Origin of the sequence: Mumia sp. Pv4-285 (genome assembly GCF_041320275.1) — a bacterium.
In the GTDB taxonomy this organism is placed as follows: Bacteria; Actinomycetota; Actinomycetes; order Propionibacteriales; family Nocardioidaceae; genus Mumia; species Mumia qirimensis.
In genome coordinates, this window is record NZ_CP162023.1 from 3,056,160 (window position 1) to 3,073,296 (window position 17,137).

Annotated in this window: 15 protein-coding genes; 6 read left to right on the forward strand and 9 right to left on the reverse strand. The window is 71.5% G+C overall.

Going from position 1 to position 17,137, the window contains the following annotated elements:
- Nucleotides 1-8 precede the first annotated feature (8 nt).
- Entirely contained in the window at nucleotides 9-629 is a 621-nt protein-coding gene (locus tag AB3M34_RS14740; RefSeq protein WP_370614984.1) for a hypothetical protein, read from the reverse strand.
- 77 nt (nucleotides 630-706) lie between these two features.
- A complete protein-coding gene (locus AB3M34_RS14745) occupies nucleotides 707-1,795 on the reverse strand; it encodes a WD40/YVTN/BNR-like repeat-containing protein (protein ID WP_370614985.1) in 1,089 nt (362 codons plus the stop codon).
- An 82-nt stretch (nucleotides 1,796-1,877) separates the two neighbouring features.
- Here AB3M34_RS14745 and AB3M34_RS14750 point away from each other — a divergent pair, with 82 nt between their 5' ends.
- Genes AB3M34_RS14750 through AB3M34_RS14760 form a run of 3 tightly spaced genes read left to right on the forward strand, consistent with a single transcriptional unit; the run spans nucleotide 1,878 to nucleotide 4,242 of the window.
- A complete protein-coding gene (locus AB3M34_RS14750; RefSeq protein ID WP_370614986.1) occupies nucleotides 1,878-2,441 on the forward strand; it encodes a PadR family transcriptional regulator in 564 nt (187 codons plus the stop codon).
- A 51-nt stretch (nucleotides 2,442-2,492) separates the two neighbouring features.
- Nucleotides 2,493-3,392 carry an ATP-grasp domain-containing protein gene (locus AB3M34_RS14755; protein ID WP_370614987.1) on the forward strand — a complete coding sequence of 300 codons (900 nt, stop codon included), beginning with the start codon at nucleotides 2,493-2,495 and terminating at the stop codon, nucleotides 3,390-3,392.
- A gap of 10 nt (nucleotides 3,393-3,402) precedes the next feature.
- Nucleotides 3,403-4,242: an oxygenase MpaB family protein gene (locus AB3M34_RS14760; RefSeq protein ID WP_370614989.1), complete on the forward strand. Its 840-nt coding sequence runs from the start codon at nucleotides 3,403-3,405 to the stop codon at nucleotides 4,240-4,242.
- On the opposite strand, the gene AB3M34_RS14765 is transcribed toward AB3M34_RS14760, so the two are convergent.
- Nucleotides 4,234-5,145 carry a 2-hydroxyacid dehydrogenase gene (locus AB3M34_RS14765; protein WP_370614991.1) on the reverse strand — a complete coding sequence of 304 codons (912 nt, stop codon included), beginning with the start codon at nucleotides 5,143-5,145 and terminating at the stop codon, nucleotides 4,234-4,236. The two genes, AB3M34_RS14760 and AB3M34_RS14765, sit on opposite strands and share 9 nt — an antisense overlap.
- Before the next feature lie 92 nt (nucleotides 5,146-5,237).
- Between AB3M34_RS14765 and AB3M34_RS14770 the strand changes: the two genes are divergently transcribed.
- Complete coding sequence (locus tag AB3M34_RS14770; RefSeq protein ID WP_370614992.1) at nucleotides 5,238-5,897, forward strand: hypothetical protein; 660 nt, start codon at nucleotides 5,238-5,240, stop codon at nucleotides 5,895-5,897.
- A gap of 42 nt (nucleotides 5,898-5,939) precedes the next feature.
- Here AB3M34_RS14770 and gatB read toward each other — a convergent pair whose 3' ends face one another.
- The 4 genes from gatB to AB3M34_RS14790 all read right to left on the reverse strand — a co-directional run bounded on the left by gatB (nucleotide 5,940) and on the right by AB3M34_RS14790 (nucleotide 10,418).
- Nucleotides 5,940-7,454, reverse strand: a complete 1,515-nt coding sequence (gene gatB, locus AB3M34_RS14775; protein WP_370614994.1) for an Asp-tRNA(Asn)/Glu-tRNA(Gln) amidotransferase subunit GatB — start codon at nucleotides 7,452-7,454, stop codon at nucleotides 5,940-5,942.
- Nucleotides 7,451-8,989 carry an Asp-tRNA(Asn)/Glu-tRNA(Gln) amidotransferase subunit GatA gene (gene gatA, locus AB3M34_RS14780; protein WP_370614995.1) on the reverse strand — a complete coding sequence of 513 codons (1,539 nt, stop codon included), beginning with the start codon at nucleotides 8,987-8,989 and terminating at the stop codon, nucleotides 7,451-7,453. Before gatA ends, gatB begins: the two co-directional genes overlap by 4 nt.
- A gap of 85 nt (nucleotides 8,990-9,074) precedes the next feature.
- Nucleotides 9,075-9,377 (reverse strand): Asp-tRNA(Asn)/Glu-tRNA(Gln) amidotransferase subunit GatC, encoded by a 303-nt coding sequence (gene gatC / locus AB3M34_RS14785; RefSeq protein WP_370614997.1) that lies wholly within the window; start codon nucleotides 9,375-9,377, stop codon nucleotides 9,075-9,077.
- A 75-nt stretch (nucleotides 9,378-9,452) separates the two neighbouring features.
- Nucleotides 9,453-10,418, reverse strand: a complete 966-nt coding sequence (locus AB3M34_RS14790) for a hypothetical protein (RefSeq protein ID WP_370614999.1) — start codon at nucleotides 10,416-10,418, stop codon at nucleotides 9,453-9,455.
- 509 nt (nucleotides 10,419-10,927) lie between these two features.
- Here AB3M34_RS14790 and AB3M34_RS14795 point away from each other — a divergent pair.
- A complete protein-coding gene (locus AB3M34_RS14795) occupies nucleotides 10,928-11,923 on the forward strand; it encodes an Ig-like domain repeat protein (RefSeq protein WP_370615000.1) in 996 nt (331 codons plus the stop codon).
- On the opposite strand, the gene ligA is transcribed toward AB3M34_RS14795, so the two are convergent.
- Nucleotides 11,913-14,045 carry an NAD-dependent DNA ligase LigA gene (gene ligA / locus AB3M34_RS14800; RefSeq protein ID WP_370615002.1) on the reverse strand — a complete coding sequence of 711 codons (2,133 nt, stop codon included), beginning with the start codon at nucleotides 14,043-14,045 and terminating at the stop codon, nucleotides 11,913-11,915. The genes AB3M34_RS14795 and ligA overlap by 11 nt on opposite strands.
- Nucleotides 14,046-14,111: 66 nt before the next feature.
- Here ligA and AB3M34_RS14805 point away from each other — a divergent pair, with 66 nt between their 5' ends.
- Nucleotides 14,112-14,732 (forward strand): class I SAM-dependent methyltransferase, encoded by a 621-nt coding sequence (locus AB3M34_RS14805; RefSeq protein ID WP_370615004.1) that lies wholly within the window; start codon nucleotides 14,112-14,114, stop codon nucleotides 14,730-14,732.
- On the opposite strand, the gene AB3M34_RS14810 is transcribed toward AB3M34_RS14805, so the two are convergent.
- Nucleotides 14,719-17,085, reverse strand: a complete 2,367-nt coding sequence (locus tag AB3M34_RS14810) for an Ig-like domain repeat protein (RefSeq protein WP_370615005.1) — start codon at nucleotides 17,083-17,085, stop codon at nucleotides 14,719-14,721. The two genes, AB3M34_RS14805 and AB3M34_RS14810, sit on opposite strands and share 14 nt — an antisense overlap.
- Between the last annotated feature and the right edge of the window lie 52 nt (nucleotides 17,086-17,137).

A 17,137-nucleotide genomic window follows, 5' to 3' on the forward strand; every position in this document is an offset into this window, starting at 1 on the left:
GGCCGTCTTCAGTCGCTGGGCTTCTGCTCGGGGTCGCAGATGGCCAGCAGGTGCGCCGCGAGCGTACGGCCTCGACGCTCCTCGGTCCATCCCGCGACCGCGAGCCGGCCACTGAACGCCTGCGCCGTGATGCCGAGGTCGGCCGCGGCCGCGCGCTGCGTGCCGCCGCTCGCCATCGCGTCGACGGCTTCCCACCCGGCATCGGTACGGCGAGACAGCAGGCTCGACACCAGCCACAGGGCAGCCTCGGCGTCGTCGGCGCGCTGGGTGTCGTCCGCGCGGACGCAGACCGGCTGCGGCTCGGACTTGGCCCGCTCGACGGCTTCCCGTGCGTGGACGTACGCGGCTCCGCGTCCGGCGCGGGTGGTCTGCGGGAGGGGACCGTCGACCACGCCCGCTCCGATGCCGATCCACCAGCGTCCGTCGCGCAGCGCGTACGCCGTCAGGTCGGCAACCTGGTCTGGGTCGTCGAGGAGACCCTGCACCTCGTCGCCCGCCGTGCGCTCGAACGCGCGGATGGGTTCGGCGAGCGCTGCGAACGCGGCAAGGAGGTCGGGCACGGCGTCCGGCCCGGTCCTGCTGCGTCGTTGGTCGAGCGTCATCACGTACATGACTTCGGCTCCCGTCAAGGTTTCAGAATTGATCCCTTGACATCAAGGCTGCGCGCTTGAATCGAGAATGTCAAGCGCAGAGCCTTGACGGCGGCTCAGCCCACGATCGCGGCACGGACGCACATCACGTCCGGCAGGTGCGCCGCCACCTCGTCCCACGTCTCGCCCTCGTCCGCGCTGGCGAAGACGCTGCCGTCGCGGCCGCCCAGGTAGAGCCCCGCAGGCAGCCCGTACGCCGTCGCGTCGTCAGCCCGGAACGCATCCCGCATCACGGCGGCGTAGTAGACGTCGGGAAGGCCCTTGCCCAGCTCGCGCCACGTCTGCCCCGCGTCGTCGGAGCGCCAGACCCGTGCGGCCGCGCCCGGAGGCATCCGGTCTCCGTCGGCGACCAGCGGGAACACGTAGACGGTGTCGGGGTTCGCAGGGTGGACCACGATCGGGAACCCGAAGTCGCTCGGCAGCCCGTCCGCGATCGACGTCCACGTGTCGCCCCCGTCGTCGGAGCGGTAGACGCCGTGGTGGTTCTGGGCGTACATCTGCCGAGGGCGGTCGGGGTGCGCCGCGACCTTGTGGACGCACTGGCCGTACTCGGGCCAGGGATCGGGGAAGAAGTACGCCTTGATGCCGACGTTGTGCGGGTCCCAGCTCGCACCGCCGTCCTCGGTGCGATAGACGCCGCCGGTGGACATCGCGACGGTTACCCGCTCGGCATCTGCAGGATCAGGGACGATGGTGTGGATCGCCTGACCTCCGTAGCCGGCGTCCCAGTTCGGCCGGTGCGGGTGGTCCCACAGGGGGCGTACGAGATCGAAGTGCTCACCGCGGTCGGTCGAGCGGAACAGCGCCGAGGGCTGCGTGCCGGCCCAGACCTCGTCGGGTCGCGCCCCGGGGGTCAGCTGCCACACCTGCTCGACGGCTGCGCCGGCGTCCTCCGGGAACCGGATGCCGCCGCCGCTCGTCTCGGACCACGTCTCCCCGAGGTCGTCGGACCAGCTCACCTGAGGACCCCAGTGCTCGCTCATCGTGCCGACGAGGAGCCGCGGGGAGGCACCGCGAGTGTCGATGCAGGCCGAGTAGACGGCCGTCATGGGGAAGATCGGGCCGGTGAGCTCCCACGACGTGCGATCGGGTGAACGACCGATCCACAGGCCTTTGCGCGTCCCGATCAACAGCATCGCGTCCATGTCGCTCCCCGCCTCGCCACCCGCGCCCGTCGTCGTCGACGGCCGCGATCTTCCTAACTGGAATACTCGCTACGCTAGGGACATGGCGGCCGACCTGTCAACGACCTCGTACGCGCTCCTCGGTCTGCTCACGCTCGACCCGAACGACCCGCCAGAGGGCCTCACCGGCTACGAGCTCAAGCAGCGGTGCGACCTCACGATGCGCTTCTACTGGGTCTCCCCCGCCACCAGCCAGGTCTACACCGAGCTCGCCCGGCTGGCCCGCCTCAGCCTCGTCGACACCACGGACGCACCGAACGGACGCCGCAACACCCGCCGGTACGCCCTCAGCGATGCCGGCCGGGCGGCGCTGCTCACCTGGCTCGAGACCTCCGAGCCCGCCTTCCCCGTGCTCAAGCACCCGGTCGCCCTCCGGCTGATGTTCGCCCACATGGTCGCCCCCGAGCACGTCCAGCGGTGGCTCGACGCCTACATCGCCCAGCTCGAGGAGCGCACCGCCGACCTGCGCGCCGTACGCGAGATGCTCGGAGACGATCCCCGGCTGCGGTCCCCTGCGACCGTCGCCGACTGGGGTCTGGCGTTCTTCGCGAACGAGAACACGATCGCCCACGACATCCGCAAGCGCCGAGGCGCGGACGAGCGCTGACCTCCGGTCGCGTACCGTCGAGGCGGCCGTCCTCCACCCGAAGGGAACCCCGTGGCCCGCATCGCCCTCGCCAGCTCCGCCTCCCACGTCGACGACGCCGAGCTCGACCTCCTCCGCCGCGCCGTCCAGGATCTCGGGCACGACGCCGCCGTCGAGGTGTGGGACGACGACGCCGTCGACTGGCACGACTACGCGCTGACGGTCGTACGGACCACCTGGGACTACACGGACCGCCACGACGAGTTCCTCGCCTGGACGCGCCGGGTCCCGCGCCTGCGCAACCGGTCGGACGTGATCGCGTGGAACACGCACAAGACCTATCTCCGCGACCTCGCCCGTGCGGGGTGCCCGGTGATCCCGACCGCCTGGGACGTCACGGACGCCGACGTGCTCGCCACGCACGCCGATGCCTGGGGCGTCGGCGTCGGCGCTGCGGAATGGGTCGTGAAGCCTGCCGTCTCCGCCGGCTCGCGCGACACCGCACGATGGACGGACGCCGACGACGCCCTCTCCCACAGCCGCGACCTCGTCGAGTCCGGGCGCACGGCGATGCTCCAGCCGTACGTCGCCTCGGTCGACTCCGACGGTGAGACCGCCGTCCTCTTCGCGGGCGGCGAGTACTCCCACGCCGTCGTCAAGGGAGCGATGCTCACGCAGGGCGAAGGCGTCCGCGACGACCGCGACTCCCGGGAGCGGATCACGCCGACGGTCGCGACCGACGCACAGATCGACGTCGCGCGCCGCGCCCTGCGGGCCGCCGGCGACGCCCTCGGAGGCGGACTCGATCTCCTCTACGCGCGGGTCGACCTCGTCACCTCGCCGGAGGGGACGCCGCAGGTCATCGAGCTCGAGCTCACCGAGCCCTCCCTCTTCCTGCCGTACGTCGATGGTGCCGCCGAGCGGTTCGCCGCCGCCATCACGTCCACGGTGAACTCTTTGGGGCGGGTCTAGGCTCGGAGACATGGGTGTGCGCGACCGGCTCGGGGAGACACTGTTCGCGCGCGTGGCCGGTGACGACGGCGAGCGGCGGCGCCAGCGCATCCACGGCGACGAGGGACCGCGCCGTTTCGGCCCCGACGACCCGATCCAGCGCGTCCACGGCGACGCGTCGATGTTCGTCGGTGGGATCCGCGCGCTGCTCATGCAGTCGCTGCACCCGCTGGCCATGGCTGCGGTCGACCAGCACTCGGGTTACCGCGGCGATCCGTGGGGGCGGCTCCAGCGCACCAGCGGCTTCATCGCGGAGACCACGTTCGGGACGATCGACAACGCCGACCGCGCCGTCCGGGTCGTCCGCGCGGTGCACAAGCGGATCAACGGCACGGCGCCGGACGGACGCCCGTACGCCGCCGACGACCCGCACCTGCTCACCTGGGTCCACGTCGCCGAGGTGGACAGCTTCCTGCGCGCCCACGACCGGTACGGCGTTCGCCCGCTGGCACCGGGCGAGCGCGACACGTACGTGGCACAGGCTGCCGAGGTCGCCGTAGCCCTCGGCGCGGACGACCCGCCGACGGACACCGCCGGGCTCGCAGCGCGACTCGCGGCGTACCGGCCCGAGCTCGCCTCGACCCCGGCGGCACGCGAGGCGGCCCGGTTCATCCTGCTGACTCCGCCGGTTCCCTGGGCGCTGCGGCCCGGCTACTCCGCGCTGGCAGGAGCAGCCGTGGGCCTCCTCCCCCGCTGGGCGCGCGGGCCGTTGCGACTGCCCTGGCTGCCGATCACCGAGACCGTGGCGCTGCGACCCGCCGGCGCGGTGGCGACCCGGACGATCCGCTGGGCGATGCAGCCGTCAGCGTGACACCCGGTTGACGAGGTCCTCGCCCGCCGCGAACCGCCGCAGCTGATCACGGACGAGGGCGACGACCCGCGGGCGCATCGCGGAGGTGCCGCCGGCGACGTGCGGGGTGATCAGGGCGTTCGGGGCGCTGAACAACGGGTGGTCGTCGGGCAGCGGCTCGGGGTCGGTGACGTCGAGCGCGGCCCGCAGGCGCCCGGTGCCGAGCTCCGCCAGCAGCGCGTCGGTGTCCACCACCGGACCACGCGCGAGGTTGACGAGGAGCGCGTCGTCCTTCATCGCGGCCAGGAAGTCCTTGCCGACGAGGTGGCGCGTCGCATCCGTGAGCGGCGTGAGCACCACGACCACGTCGACCTGCGGCAGGAGCTCGGGCAGCTCGTCCACGGCGTGCACGCCGTCGCGCGCACGGCTCGCGACCCGGACGATCGTGGTCTCGAACCCGGCGAGCCGCCGCTCGAGCGCCTCGCCGATGCTGCCGTACCCGAGGATCATCACCGTCCGGTCGGCGAGTGCCGGCCACCACTGCCACGCAGCCCAGCGGCCCTCGTCCTGCGCGCGGACGAAGGTCGGGATCCCACGGAGCGACGCGATGATGAGGCCGACGCCGAGCTCGGCGGTCGACGCGTCGTGGACGCCTCGTGCGTTGCACAGCACGACGCCGTCAGGGATGTGGGCCACGATGCCGTCCGTGCCTGCGGACTGGGCCTGGATCACCCGCAGCCTCGGCATCCTCACCGCGAGCTCGCCGAGGGGGAACTCCAGCGCGTACGGGATGACCCACATCTCGACCTGCGCGAGGACCGCGTCGGACGGCAGGTCGTCGGCGGCGCCGGAGAACGGCACCACGGTGAGCCCGTCCGGTGCGGCGAGCTCGTCGGAGGAGAACGGAGCGAGGACCACGGTCATGACGCGAAGCCTAGGCGCAGCGTGCCCGCACCGTGACACGGCCCGACGGGTCCACGTCGAGCGCCGGGACAGCCCTGGCCTAACCTGCTCGCATGTACGGTGACCCCCACCCCCCGACGTACGCTCAGCAGCCGCAGCCCGGGCAACCGCTCCAGCAACCGCCGTACCCGCAAGAGAAGGTCACCTTCCGGCCCGATGCCGCCCGTGCTCGCTCCCAGACGCTGCGCCGCAGCGCCGCCGTGGTCGGCCTCGTCGCGGTCCTCCTGCTGACTTCGGACTCGCTGGCGGAGGTCGGCTTCAAGCTGGTGGCCTTCGTCGTGGCCGCGATCGTCGGCGTGCTGCTCCTGGTCCGCCGGCTGCGGTCCTGCCGGGTCGAGCTCGTCCCGGGCTGGCTGCGCTGGACGCGGCCGGACGGGAGGCACGTGGTCGTCGACCTGTCCGTGAGCCGAGGGACCCTCGGGAAGCAGGCGCTCACCGGCGCGGACCTGCTGACGGTGGTCGGCCCGGACGGAGCACGGCTGTTCCGCATCACCTCCGAGGAGTGGCGGCCCGAGCACCTGCAGGCGATCGCCCGGCTCTGCGGCTTCCCGATCCGGCCAGACCTGCGCAAGGGCAAGGACTGGGAGGCGTGGCTGCCCGGCAGCACCACCCTCGTCGACCGTCACCCGGTGGGGATCGCCGTCGGCGTCGCCCTCGGAGTCGTCGCCCTGATCGCCGTGGCGATCGTCGCCGTCTCCGTCGTCTTCGTCTGATCTCTCCGCGCCGCACCGCGAAGGAGATCAGACGACGAGACGTCAGGCGAGCTTCTCGACGATCAGCTCGCGGACGCGGCCTGCGTCGGCCTGGCCGCGCATCTCCTTCATGACGGCACCGATCAGCGCACCGGCCGCCGCGACCTTGCCGTCGCGGATCTTGTCGGCGACGTCAGGGTTCGCCTCGATCGCCCGGTCGACGGCCGCGGCGAGCGCACCGTCGTCGGAGACCACCTCGAGGCCGCGTGCGGCCACGATCTCCTCGGGCGTGCCCTCGCCTGCGACGAGGCCGTCGAAGACCTGGCGGGCGAGCTTGTCGTTGATCCGCTTCGCGTCGACCAACGCCTGGACCTCGGCGACCTGCGTCGGGGTCACGCCGAGCTCGTCGATCGGCGTCGCGGTGTCGTTCGCGCGCCGGGCGAGCTCGCCGAGCCACCACTTGCGTGCAGCGGTCGGCGAGGCACCGGCGGCGATGGTCGCCCCGATGAGGTCGAGGGCGCCCGCTCCTACGACGTCACGCATCTCGAGGTCGGAGTAGCCCCACTCCCCCTGCAGGCGCGCGCGACGCTCGGCCGGCGGCTCGGGCAGGGTCGAACGCAGCTCCTCGATCCACGCCTCCGAAGGCGCGACCGGTACGAGGTCCGGCTCGGGGAAGTAGCGGTAGTCCTCGGCGTCGGACTTCTCACGGCCCGACGTCGTCACCCCGGTGTCCTCGTGCCAGTGGCGCGTCTCCTGGACGACCTTCTGCCCGGCGTCGAGGATGCCGGCGTGGCGCTCGATCTCGTAGCGCGCCGCGCGCTCGACCGACCGCAACGAGTTGACGTTCTTGGTCTCCGAGCGCGTGCCCAGGACGTCGACGCCCTTCGGCGCCAATGAGAGGTTGACGTCGCAGCGCATCGAGCCCTGCTCCATCCGTGCATCGGAGACATCGAGCGCCTTCACGAGCTCGCGCAACGACGCGACGTACGCGCGAGCGACCTGCGGCGCGTACTTGCCGGCGCCGACGATCGGCTTCGTCACGACCTCGATGAGCGGGATGCCGGCACGGTTGTAGTCGACCAGCGAGTAGTCGGCACCGTGGATGCGACCGGTCGAGCCCCCCACGTGCAGCGACTTGCCGGTGTCCTCCTCCATGTGTGCGCGCTCGATCTCGATCCGGAAGACCTGCGGGCCCTCGTCGGTCTCGACCGTGACCTCGGTCCAGCCGTCGTACGCGATGGGCTCGTCGTACTGTGAGGTCTGGAAGTTCTTCGGCATGTCCGGGTAGAAGTAGTTCTTGCGCGCGAACCGCGACCACGGCGCGATCGAGCAGTTGAGCGCGAGGCCGATGCGGATCGCCGACTCCACGGCCTTGCCGTTGACGACCGGCAGAGCGCCGGGCAGCCCGAGGCAGGTGGGGCACACCTGCGTGTTGGGCTCCGCCCCGAACACGGTCGAGCAGCCGCAGAACATCTTGGACGCCGTGTTGAGCTCGACGTGGACCTCGAGTCCCATCGCCGGGTCGTACGTCTCGAGCGCGGTGTCGAACGGGACCAGCTCCGTACGGGTGGCGGTCATGCCCTTCCCTCCTTGGATGACGCAGCCTCGGACGACGCAGGCAGCTCGGGCGCACGCGACAGGAGCGGACCGCCCCACTGCTCGAGCAGCAGTCGCTCCAGCGCGGCACCGACGTTGTAGAGGCGGTCGTCGGCCATCGCGGGAGCGAGGACCTGGAGACCGACCGGCAGGCCGTCCTCCTCCGCGACGCCGACCGGCAGCGACAGACCCGGGATCCCGGCGAGGTTCGCGGGGATCGTCGCGACGTCCTGGAGGTACATCGACATCGGGTCGTCGAGCTTGCTCCCCAACGGGAACGCCGTCGTCGGCGACGTCGGGGAGATCAGCACGTCCACCTGCTCGAACGCCGCTGCGAAGTCCTGCGCGATCAGCGTGCGGACCTTCTGTGCGGAGCCGTAGTAGGCGTCGTAGTAGCCGCTCGACAGCGCGTAGGTGCCGATGATGATGCGGCGCTTCACCTCGTCGCCGAAACCGGCCTCGCGGGTCGCGGCCATCACCTGCTCCGCGCTCGGGTCGGGCACACCCTGGGGGCTGACCCGCAGGCCGTAGCGCATCGCGTCGAACTTCGCGAGGTTGCTGCTCGCCTCGGCCGGGAGGATCAGGTAGTACGTCGAGAGGGCGTACTCGAAGCTCGGGCACGACACCTCGACGATCTCGGCGCCGGCCTTGGTGAGCAGCGCGACGGCCTCGTCGAAGCGGGCGCGGACGCCCGACTGGTAGCCCTCACCACCGAGCTCGCGCACGATGCCGATCCGCAGGCCCGAGACATCGGCACGACGGGCGGCCTCGACGACCGGCGGCACAGGGGCGTCGATGCTGGTGGAGTCGAGCGGGTCGTGGCCGCCGATCAGCTCGTGCAGCAGCGCCGCGTCGAGCACCGAGCGGGTGACGGGACCGGCCTGGTCCAGCGAGGAAGCCAGGGCGATCAGGCCGTAGCGCGACACCCCGCCGTACGTCGGCTTGACGCCGACCGTGCCCGTGACGGCGGCGGGCTGGCGGATCGATCCACCGGTGTCCGTGCCGATCGCGAGCGGCGCCTCGTACGCCGCGACGGCCGCGGCCGAGCCGCCGCCCGACCCACCTGGGATGCGGGTGCGGTCCCAGGGGTTGCGCGTCGGACCGTACGCGGAGTGCTCGGTCGAGCTGCCCATCGCGAACTCGTCCATGTTGGTCTTGCCGAGGATCGGCATACCCGCCGCGCGGATGCGGCGCGCGAGGAACGCGTCGTACGGAGGCACCCAGCCCTGGAGGATCCTCGAGCCCGCGGTGGTCGGGATGCCCTCGGTCGCGACGACGTCCTTGACCGCGATCGGGACTCCGGCCAGCCCGTGGAGCGTCTCGCCGGCGGCACGGCGCGCGTCGGCGTCGCGCGCGGTCTCGAGCGCACCCTCGGCATCGATCGCGAGGAACGCGTTGAGGTCACCGTCGACGGCCGTGATCCGGTCGAGGTGGTCCTGCGTGACCTCGACCGAGGAGACGTCGCCCGCGGCCAGCTTGTCGGCGATCTCCGCGGCACTCAGGCGGATCGTACTCATGCTGTGCCCTCCTTGCCTGAACACTCCGGGACCTCGCTCCGCCACGCCTCGTACCTCGGCGTACCTCCGCTGCGGTTCCTCGTGCTCATGCTTCCTCCCCGAGGATCTTCGGCACCGCGAACCGCTGCTGCTCGACGGCGGGCGCGCCGGCGAGGGCCTGCTCGGGCGTCAGACCGGGCGTGACGACGTCCTCGCGGAACACGTTGGAGAGCGGCACGGCGTGAGAGGTCGGCGGCACGTCGGCAGACGCGACTTCGGCGACCTTGGCGACCGACTCGAGGATGACCGTGAGCTCAGGGGTCAACCGGTCGAGCTCGGCGTCGGAGAGGTCGATGCGTGCGAGGTTCGCGAGATGGGCGACGTCGGCACGCGAGATCCCGTCGGACAACGGAGAGTCCCTTCGAGCGTGGGTGGGGTTACCGATCCATCCTAGGCCGTCGGCCTCAGGCGCCGTCCGGGTGCGTCAACGGATGTTCTCGACCGCTGCGGAGACGTGCGCGTCCGACCCGGGCGAGTAGATGCCCATCGCCAGCCGGAACCCTGAGAAGTCGCCCTCCTGACGGTCGGCCGCGGCGGTCACGAACGTGGCACCGGCCTCATCGGTGAGCCCGAGCTTCACCAGCTCCTGGCCGAGCAGCGTACGGGCCTGCGTCTCGTCGAGCGGCTTGTCGTACGCCGCGCCGCGGACCGACACGTTCCAGCTGGACGAGGTGTCGTGGTCGATGCCCAGGGCACGGACCTCCGTCCGACCGTCGTTCTTGGTGCAGGCGATCGTGGTCGCGTCGCTGTTCTCGCACGTGAATCCCGCGCTGGTGAGCGTCGGGGCGAGGGCGGCCGTCTTCGGCGGCGAAGGTGCTGCCGGCGGCGTCGACTCGGCGCCCTCGGCGCGGATCTGGAACCCGTCCCCGTACGCGGTGAAGGTGGCCGCGGCGCCGAGGTCGTCCGGCCTGAGCTCGGCGTCTGCGGCCGCTGCCTCCGCGAGATCGTCGCCCAGGCCCTCGAACAGCGCGTCGCCGACCGCACGCGCGGCGGCCTCCGTGACCGGGCGCGGGTCGTCGACGAGGTACGGGGCGAGGTCGACCTGGGTCACCTGACCGTCGGCGAGGTCGATCCGCAGGGTCGCCCGCTGGGGGTCGTCGCCGGCGACGAAGTAGAAGCACGTCGACATGGCGGCTGGGACCGCTTCGTAGCAGGTCCAGGCTTCCTCGGCGTCGAGGCTGGCACGCAGGTCAGCGACGGAGTCCTCGCTCATCGCATCGGCGTCGCCCCCGCCCTCGGCGCCGTCCTCAGCGCCGTTGTCGCTGTCCGTGTCGCTGCTTCCCGCCTCGGACGACCCGCTCGAGTCGCCGTCGTCGCTGTCGACCATCCGGACGCCGACGACCACGGCGGCGACGATCAGCGCCAGCGCGAGCACCGCCCCGACGATCACGATGGCGAGGGTGCGGCCACGGTTGCCGCCGCTCGGGGGTTCCTCCTGAGCCGGCGCCCACTGGGGAGCGCCGCCGCCCTGCTGCGGGGGGTAGCCGCCTGTGCCCTGAGGTCCCCACGACTGCTGCGGGGGCTGACCGTACGACGGCGCGGGCGGTGGTGCCCATCCGGGCGGCGGGCCCTGCGGGGGTTGGCCGTACGGACCAGGAGGCGGGCCCTGAGGAGGCGGGCCGTACGGTCCCTGCGGAGGCGGGCCGTACGGGCCGGGCGGCGGCCCTTGTGGCGCCTGTCCGTGCGACGGGGGTCCCTGGGGCGGGACGGGCGGCTGGGGGCCGTGGGGGTGCGACATCAGGTCCTCCGGGGAAGCGTGGCGCGCTCATTCTTCCCCAACCGGTGGTCGCGACCGTCGCCAGGGACCTCCGCCCGCTTCCGCCGCCGGCGCCGCCAACCGGTGACAACTGGTGCAAACGACCAGTAACCTCGCGTTCGCACCTTCTGGGAGGAACCCTCATGCGCACATCCCTCGTCGCCGCACCCCTCGCGGCAGCCGCGCTTCTCGCAGCCGGGCTCGTCGGAGCCCCCGCCGCGAACGCAGCCCCGATCAAGGTGGTGCTGCCGATCACCGGCACGACCACCCTCGCCAACCCGCTCGCCGACGGCGCGGTGCTCCCGATGCCGGAGGGCGCCCGGATCGTGGGCGACTTCGACCTCACGACGACGTCCCTGGTCGGCGAGATGATCATCCCGCCGATCACCGCGAAGGTGCGCGCGCTCGGGCTCCCGTGGCTCGGCGACACTACCTCGACCGTCGTGCTCGAGCCGGTCGGCCAGACCGTCTCGAAGGTCGGCACGGACGGCATCGTCACCGCGGACACCAGCTTTCGGATCGCCCTCCCCGAGGTGCGCAGCGATCTCCCGCTGTTCAACCTCCTGAACCTCGGCGGCCGCAACTGCAAGACGGGTGTCATCTCCACGACGTTGGTCAGCAGCGCGCCGTTCAGCCTGACCGACGCGTTCCCGATGTCGGCGACGTTCACGATCCCGAAGCTGTCGGGCTGTCCGACGCTGATCAACGACGGTGTGCTCAACGCCCTGATGACCGGTGACGGCAACACGCTCGACCTCATGGTCGGCCCGCTCGCCGCCGTCCCGGGCGACCCGACCACACCGCCGCCGACCCCGGCACCTGCCCCGAAGCCGCCCGCACAGGGGGCGCAGGCCAAGCAGGCCAGCCACGTCAGCGCGACGGCCAAGAAGATCGCGTGGGGCAGGACGGGCAAGGTCAAGGTGAAGGTCCGGCCCGCCTCGAAGGCGACCGGGAAGATCCGCGTCTACAAGGGGAAGCGCCTCCTCGCGACCAAGAGGCTGCGTGACGGCCGCGCGACGGTGACCCTTCGCAAGAAGGCGCTGAAAGCGGGCAAGCACCGCCTGCGGGTCGTCTACGCCGGGAGCTCTCGCCTCGCGCCCTCGACCGACAAGATCACGGTGAAGGTCGTCAAGCGCTGACGGACGGCCCGTCGCGCAGGAGCTCGGCGAACCCGTCCTCGTCGAGGACGGGCACGCCGAGCTCCTCGGCCTTCGCGGCCTTGGATCCTGCGGACTCTCCGACGACGACGTAGCTCGTCTTCTTGGAGACCGACCCGGATGCCTTCCCGCCGCGCGCGAGGATCGCTTCCTTGGCCTCGTCGCGGGTGAAGCCCTGCAGTGAGCCCGTGACGACGATGGTGAGTCCCTCGAGCGTCCGGGTGATCGACGCGTCGCGCTCGTCGGCCATCCGGACACCGGCCGCCGCCCACTGGTCGACGATGTCGCGGTGCCAGTCGACGGCGAACCACTCAGCAACCGACACCGCGATCGTCGGTCCGACGCCGTCGACCGCTGCGAGCGTCTCCGCGTCCGCGGCACGGATCGCGTCGATGCTGCCGAGCTCAGCGGCAAGGGCGCGCGCCGCGGTCGGGCCGACGTGGCGGATCGACAGCGCGACGACGACGCGCCACAGCGGCTGCGTCTTGGCGTGGCCGAGGTTGTCGAGGAAACGGCGTCCGTTCGCGGAGAGCACCTTCTCTCCCGCACCCGCCTCACGCTCGGCCTTCTTGGCAGCACGGGTGAACAGCGGGACGCGGAGCAGATCCTCCTCACCGAGGGAGAACAGGCCACCCTCGTCGGTGAGGACCTCGGCGTCGAGCAGCGCGCTGGCGGCCTCGTAGCCGAGGACCTCGATGTCGAGCGCGCCGCGGCTCCCGACGTGGAAGAGCCGCTCCCGCAGCTGCGCCGGGCACCTCTGGGTGTTGGGGCAGCGCAGGTCGGCGTCACCCTCCTTCGACGGGGCGAGGGTGGTGCCGCACGAGGGGCACTCGGTGGGCATCACCCACGGCTCGGCGTCGTCGGGCCGAAGGGCGAGCACCGGTCCGACGATCTCGGGGATCACGTCTCCCGCCTTGCGGAGCACGACGGTGTCACCGGGCCGGACGTTCTTGCGGGCGACCTCCGACGCGTTGTGGAGCGTCGCCATCTCGACGGTCGAGCCGGAGACGAGCACCGGCTCCATGACGCCGTACGGGGTGACGCGGCCGGTGCGGCCGACGTTGACCCGGATGTCGAGGAGGGTCGTGTTGACCTCCTCGGGAGGGTACTTGAAGGCGATCGCCCACCGAGGGGCGCGCGAGGTCGACCCGAGCGCCCGCTGGAGCGAGATCTGGTCGACCTTGACCACGACCCCGTCGATGTCGTGCTCGACGTCGTGCCGGTGCTCGCCGTAGTAGGTGATGAACTCCTCGACCTCAGCCATCGTCGACAGCACCCGCACCCGGTCGCTGGTGGGAAGCCCCCAGGACTTGAGCGCGGTGTAGGCGTCGGACTGACGCTCGGGGACGTAGCCCTCGCGGTCTCCGATGCCGTGGCAGACCATCCGCAGCGGACGGCTCGCCGTGACGCGTGGGTCCTTCTGGCGGAGGGACCCGGCCGCTCCGTTGCGCGGGTTGGAGAGGGGGGTGTTGCCGGCCTCGCTCCACGCGGCGTTGAACTCCTCGAACGCCTGCGTGGGGAAGTAGATCTCGCCGCGCACCTCGAGGAAGGACGGCACGGGATGTTCGTCGGACCCGGTCAGGCGGTGAGGGATGCCGTCGATGGTGCGGACGTTGGCGGTGACGTCCTCACCCACCGTGCCGTCGCCGCGGGTCGCGGCCCGGACCAGCCGCCCTGACTCGTAGGTGAGGTTGATCGCCAGCCCGTCGACCTTGAGCTCGACGAGGAAGTCGCTCTCCTTGCCCGCTTCCTTCTCGACGCGGGCGCCCCACGCCGACAGCTCGTCGAACGAGAAGCAGTTGTCGAGGCTCTCCATGCGCCTGCGGTGGCGGACGGGTGTGAAGGCCGTCGAGACGGTGCCGCCGACCGTCTGGGTCGGCGAGTCGGGGGTCCGCAGCTGAGGGAACGCGTCCTCGAGCTCACGGAGCTCGACCATCAACCGGTCGTACTCGGCGTCGGAGATCGTCGGCTCGTCGTCGACGAAGTAGCGGGTGCGCGCCTGCTCGATCGTCTCGCTCAGCTCGGCATGCCGTCCGCGGGCAGCGGCCTCGTCAGGCGGGCTCTCGATGGACTCGTCGGGGCGGCGCTCATCAGGAGTGGGCACGGGCGACAATCTACCCTCGCGTTCGGACAGGAGCGCGCGACGATGTGGGCAGAGAGGAGAACGAAGATGCGCTGGTACCGCGAGCAGGTCCTGCCCCGCGTGATCGACGTCTTCTGCGGGATGGCGGAGGGCGACCCCTGTCGGGCTCGCGTCTGCGCCGGGCTGACCGGCGACGTCGTCGAGATCGGCTTCGGCAGCGGCCTCAACGTGCCCTTCTACCCGCTCGGCGTACGCTCCGTGGCAGCCGTCGAGCCCTCGGACGTCGCCTGGCGCCTCGCCGAGAAGCGCGTGGTCGACTCCCGCGTCCCGATCCGTCGCGTGGGACTGGACGGCGAGTCGCTGCCGATGCCCGACGCGAGCGCGGACGCCGTGCTGAGCACCTGGACGATGTGCACGATCCCGGACCTGGACGCCGCGCTGGCCGAGTGCCGGCGCGTCCTACGACCGGGCGGCACGGTCCACTTCCTCGAGCACGGGCTCGCGCCGGACGAGCCGGTACGCCGGTGGCAGCACCGCCTGGACCCGCTCCAGCAGCGGTTCTTCGGTGGCTGCCACCTCACGCGGACGATCCCCGACAGTCTCGTCTCCGCCGGTTTCGCCGTCATCGAGCTCGAGACGTTCTACCTCGACGGCGCGCCGAGGTGGATCGCCGCCGACTCCCTGGGCGTCGCCGTCAGCGCACCTTGAGCGTGAGCGTCCTCGATCGGTAGGGGTGGACATATCCGCGCGGGTCGATCCGCACGCGCAGCTTGCGCGTGCCCTTCGTACCCGTCGGGATCCGGATCGAGACCCGGCCGCTCAGCTTCTTGGTCATCTGCGCCGAGCGGATCATCCGGCTTCCCCGGTAGACCGTGACGGTGCCCGTGATGCGCGAGTAGCCGGGTGCCGTCGCACGCACGCGCAGCCAGACCTTCTTGCCCCGCTTGACCCTCTTCGCGCTCAGCTTGCGCGTGACCCGCAGCTTCGCCCGGTAGATCGTCGAGGACCTCGAGATCGTGGCCGCCGGCCTCAGGTTCGCCGACCCGGCGTAGGAGATCGTGATCGTGCGGCGCTTCGTCCGGTTCTGCGTGAGGCGGACGTCCGCGTACCCGCGCGAGAGGGCTCGTGACCCCACGACGCGGCCGTTCTCGCGTACGACGACGGTGCCGGTCGGCGACTGGCCGCGGGCGCTGGCACGCACCCGCAGGACCGGCTTGTCGCGCCACCTCGGCGGGGCGACGAACCCTGCCGACAGCGCGCTCGTCCCCTTCGTCACGGCGAGCGCGGCCCACGGTGCCGCCGAGCTGTAGATCGCGTAGTGGCCGTCGTACCGGGCGACGAGGCGGTGCGTGCCACCGGCCAGGTCGCGCCGGAGCCGGACGGTCGCCGCGGCGACCGACTGGTCCCCGACCTGCGACACCGTGGCGCGGCCGAGCACGGTAGAACCGGACAGGATGCTGACCGTCCCGCGAGGCACGACGTTCGCGCCGGCCACCGTCACGCGCGCGGTCACCTGGTCGCCGGAGACCACGGCGCGGGCGTCGTACGAGGCGGTGGTGGACGTCTTCGCCTTGGCGACCGTGACCGTGAACGGCGCTCCTTGCCGCCAGGCGACCGCCACGTCGCCGCTGTAGAGGACGGCGAGACGTCGCGTGCCGGCGTACATCAGCTTGGGGAGCTTGATCGACGCCTTCCCGCTGACGAGTGCCGCCTCGCCGAGCACGTCGCCGCGATCGGTGTCGACCACCTGCACGGTGCCGGTCGGGACGCGTCCGGACGCGGTGACGGTGATGGCGGCGTCCACCCGGTCGCCACCGACGGTGTACGCCAGCGGCGCGGCCGAGACGGCGATGGTCGGCGTGATGCCGGCGTTCTTCATCAGGGAACCGACGCGGCTGCGGATGGTCGGCATCTTGGCGTACAGGTAGCGGCCGGGGCACGCGGTCTGGCCGACGTCGCGGTGTCCGACGATCTTGGTGCGTACGACCTTCTTGCCGGTGTTCGTCGTGAAGGTCCGGGTCCCGGCGGGCACGACGTGGTTCAGCGAGAACTTCCACGCGATGACACGAGAGACGGTCTCGACCACCGCGGAGGAGGCAGCGGCAGACTCGAAGTTGCCGAGGACGGAGATCCCGAACGTCGTCGAGTTGTTGTTGAGGGCGTGGGCGCCGACGACGTTGCGGGTGAGGCCACCCCAGCGCCCCTCCCAGGCCTGACCCCACTTGTCGACGACGACGTTGTAGCCGATGTCGCGCCACTTCAGCGCCTTGACGTGGTACGCGTAGATCGCTCGGATCACCGACGGGACCTCGGCCTTGGAGTACGAGTTGGACCCGGCTGTGTGGTGCACGACGGCGCCCTGCACCTTGCCGTAGTCGGGCGCCGACCTGTCGCGGATCCTCTCGTCGGCTCCCCACGCGGCCCGCGACCTGATCGTCGGCATCGGGGTCGCCGCGCTGGCGGCCGCGAGCGGCTCGACGTGCTTGGTGGTCGTGGTGCCGAGGTCGAGCAGGTCGACCTGGACGTCGTCGGGGACGACGCCGTCGGGCGTGGCGACGGTGACCTCGACGGCGTCGGAGCTGCCGACGATCAGTGGAGCGGTGCCGGCACGCGCGTTCGCGGCCTCCCGGGTGCCCGGGTCGGGGCCGTCGTCGGTGGTGTCCTCGAGCCGGTACCAGTCAGTCCAGCCGCTGTCCTCGCGCGTGCGCACGTAGGTGACGACCTGACCGTCGACCGATCCACGGTCCCAGGTGACGCCTGCGACCCGGAAGTCCTCGGTCGGGATCACGGGGGTGTCCACGGCGGTGGACACCTCCTGCTCCGGGTCTGGAGCCGGTGTGCCGTCGGGCGCCAGCGCGCCCTCGACGGGCGGCTCGGTGCTCGGTTCTCCAACCGGCGCTGCGTCCGCGGCTACGGCGTACGAGGTGAGCGCGTAAGCGTGGGGGTCGGGGGTCGTCCCGACGGTGACGGTCTGGTTCCACGCCACGACGGGCGCGATGACCAGGCCGACCGCGATCGTGGGCAGAACTGCAAGCGCGGTCTTGGTCCGAGATGTCCTCATCCTGCCCCCTTCGGCACAGTCGTACTCCAGAGGCAGAGTACGTGACCTGTGT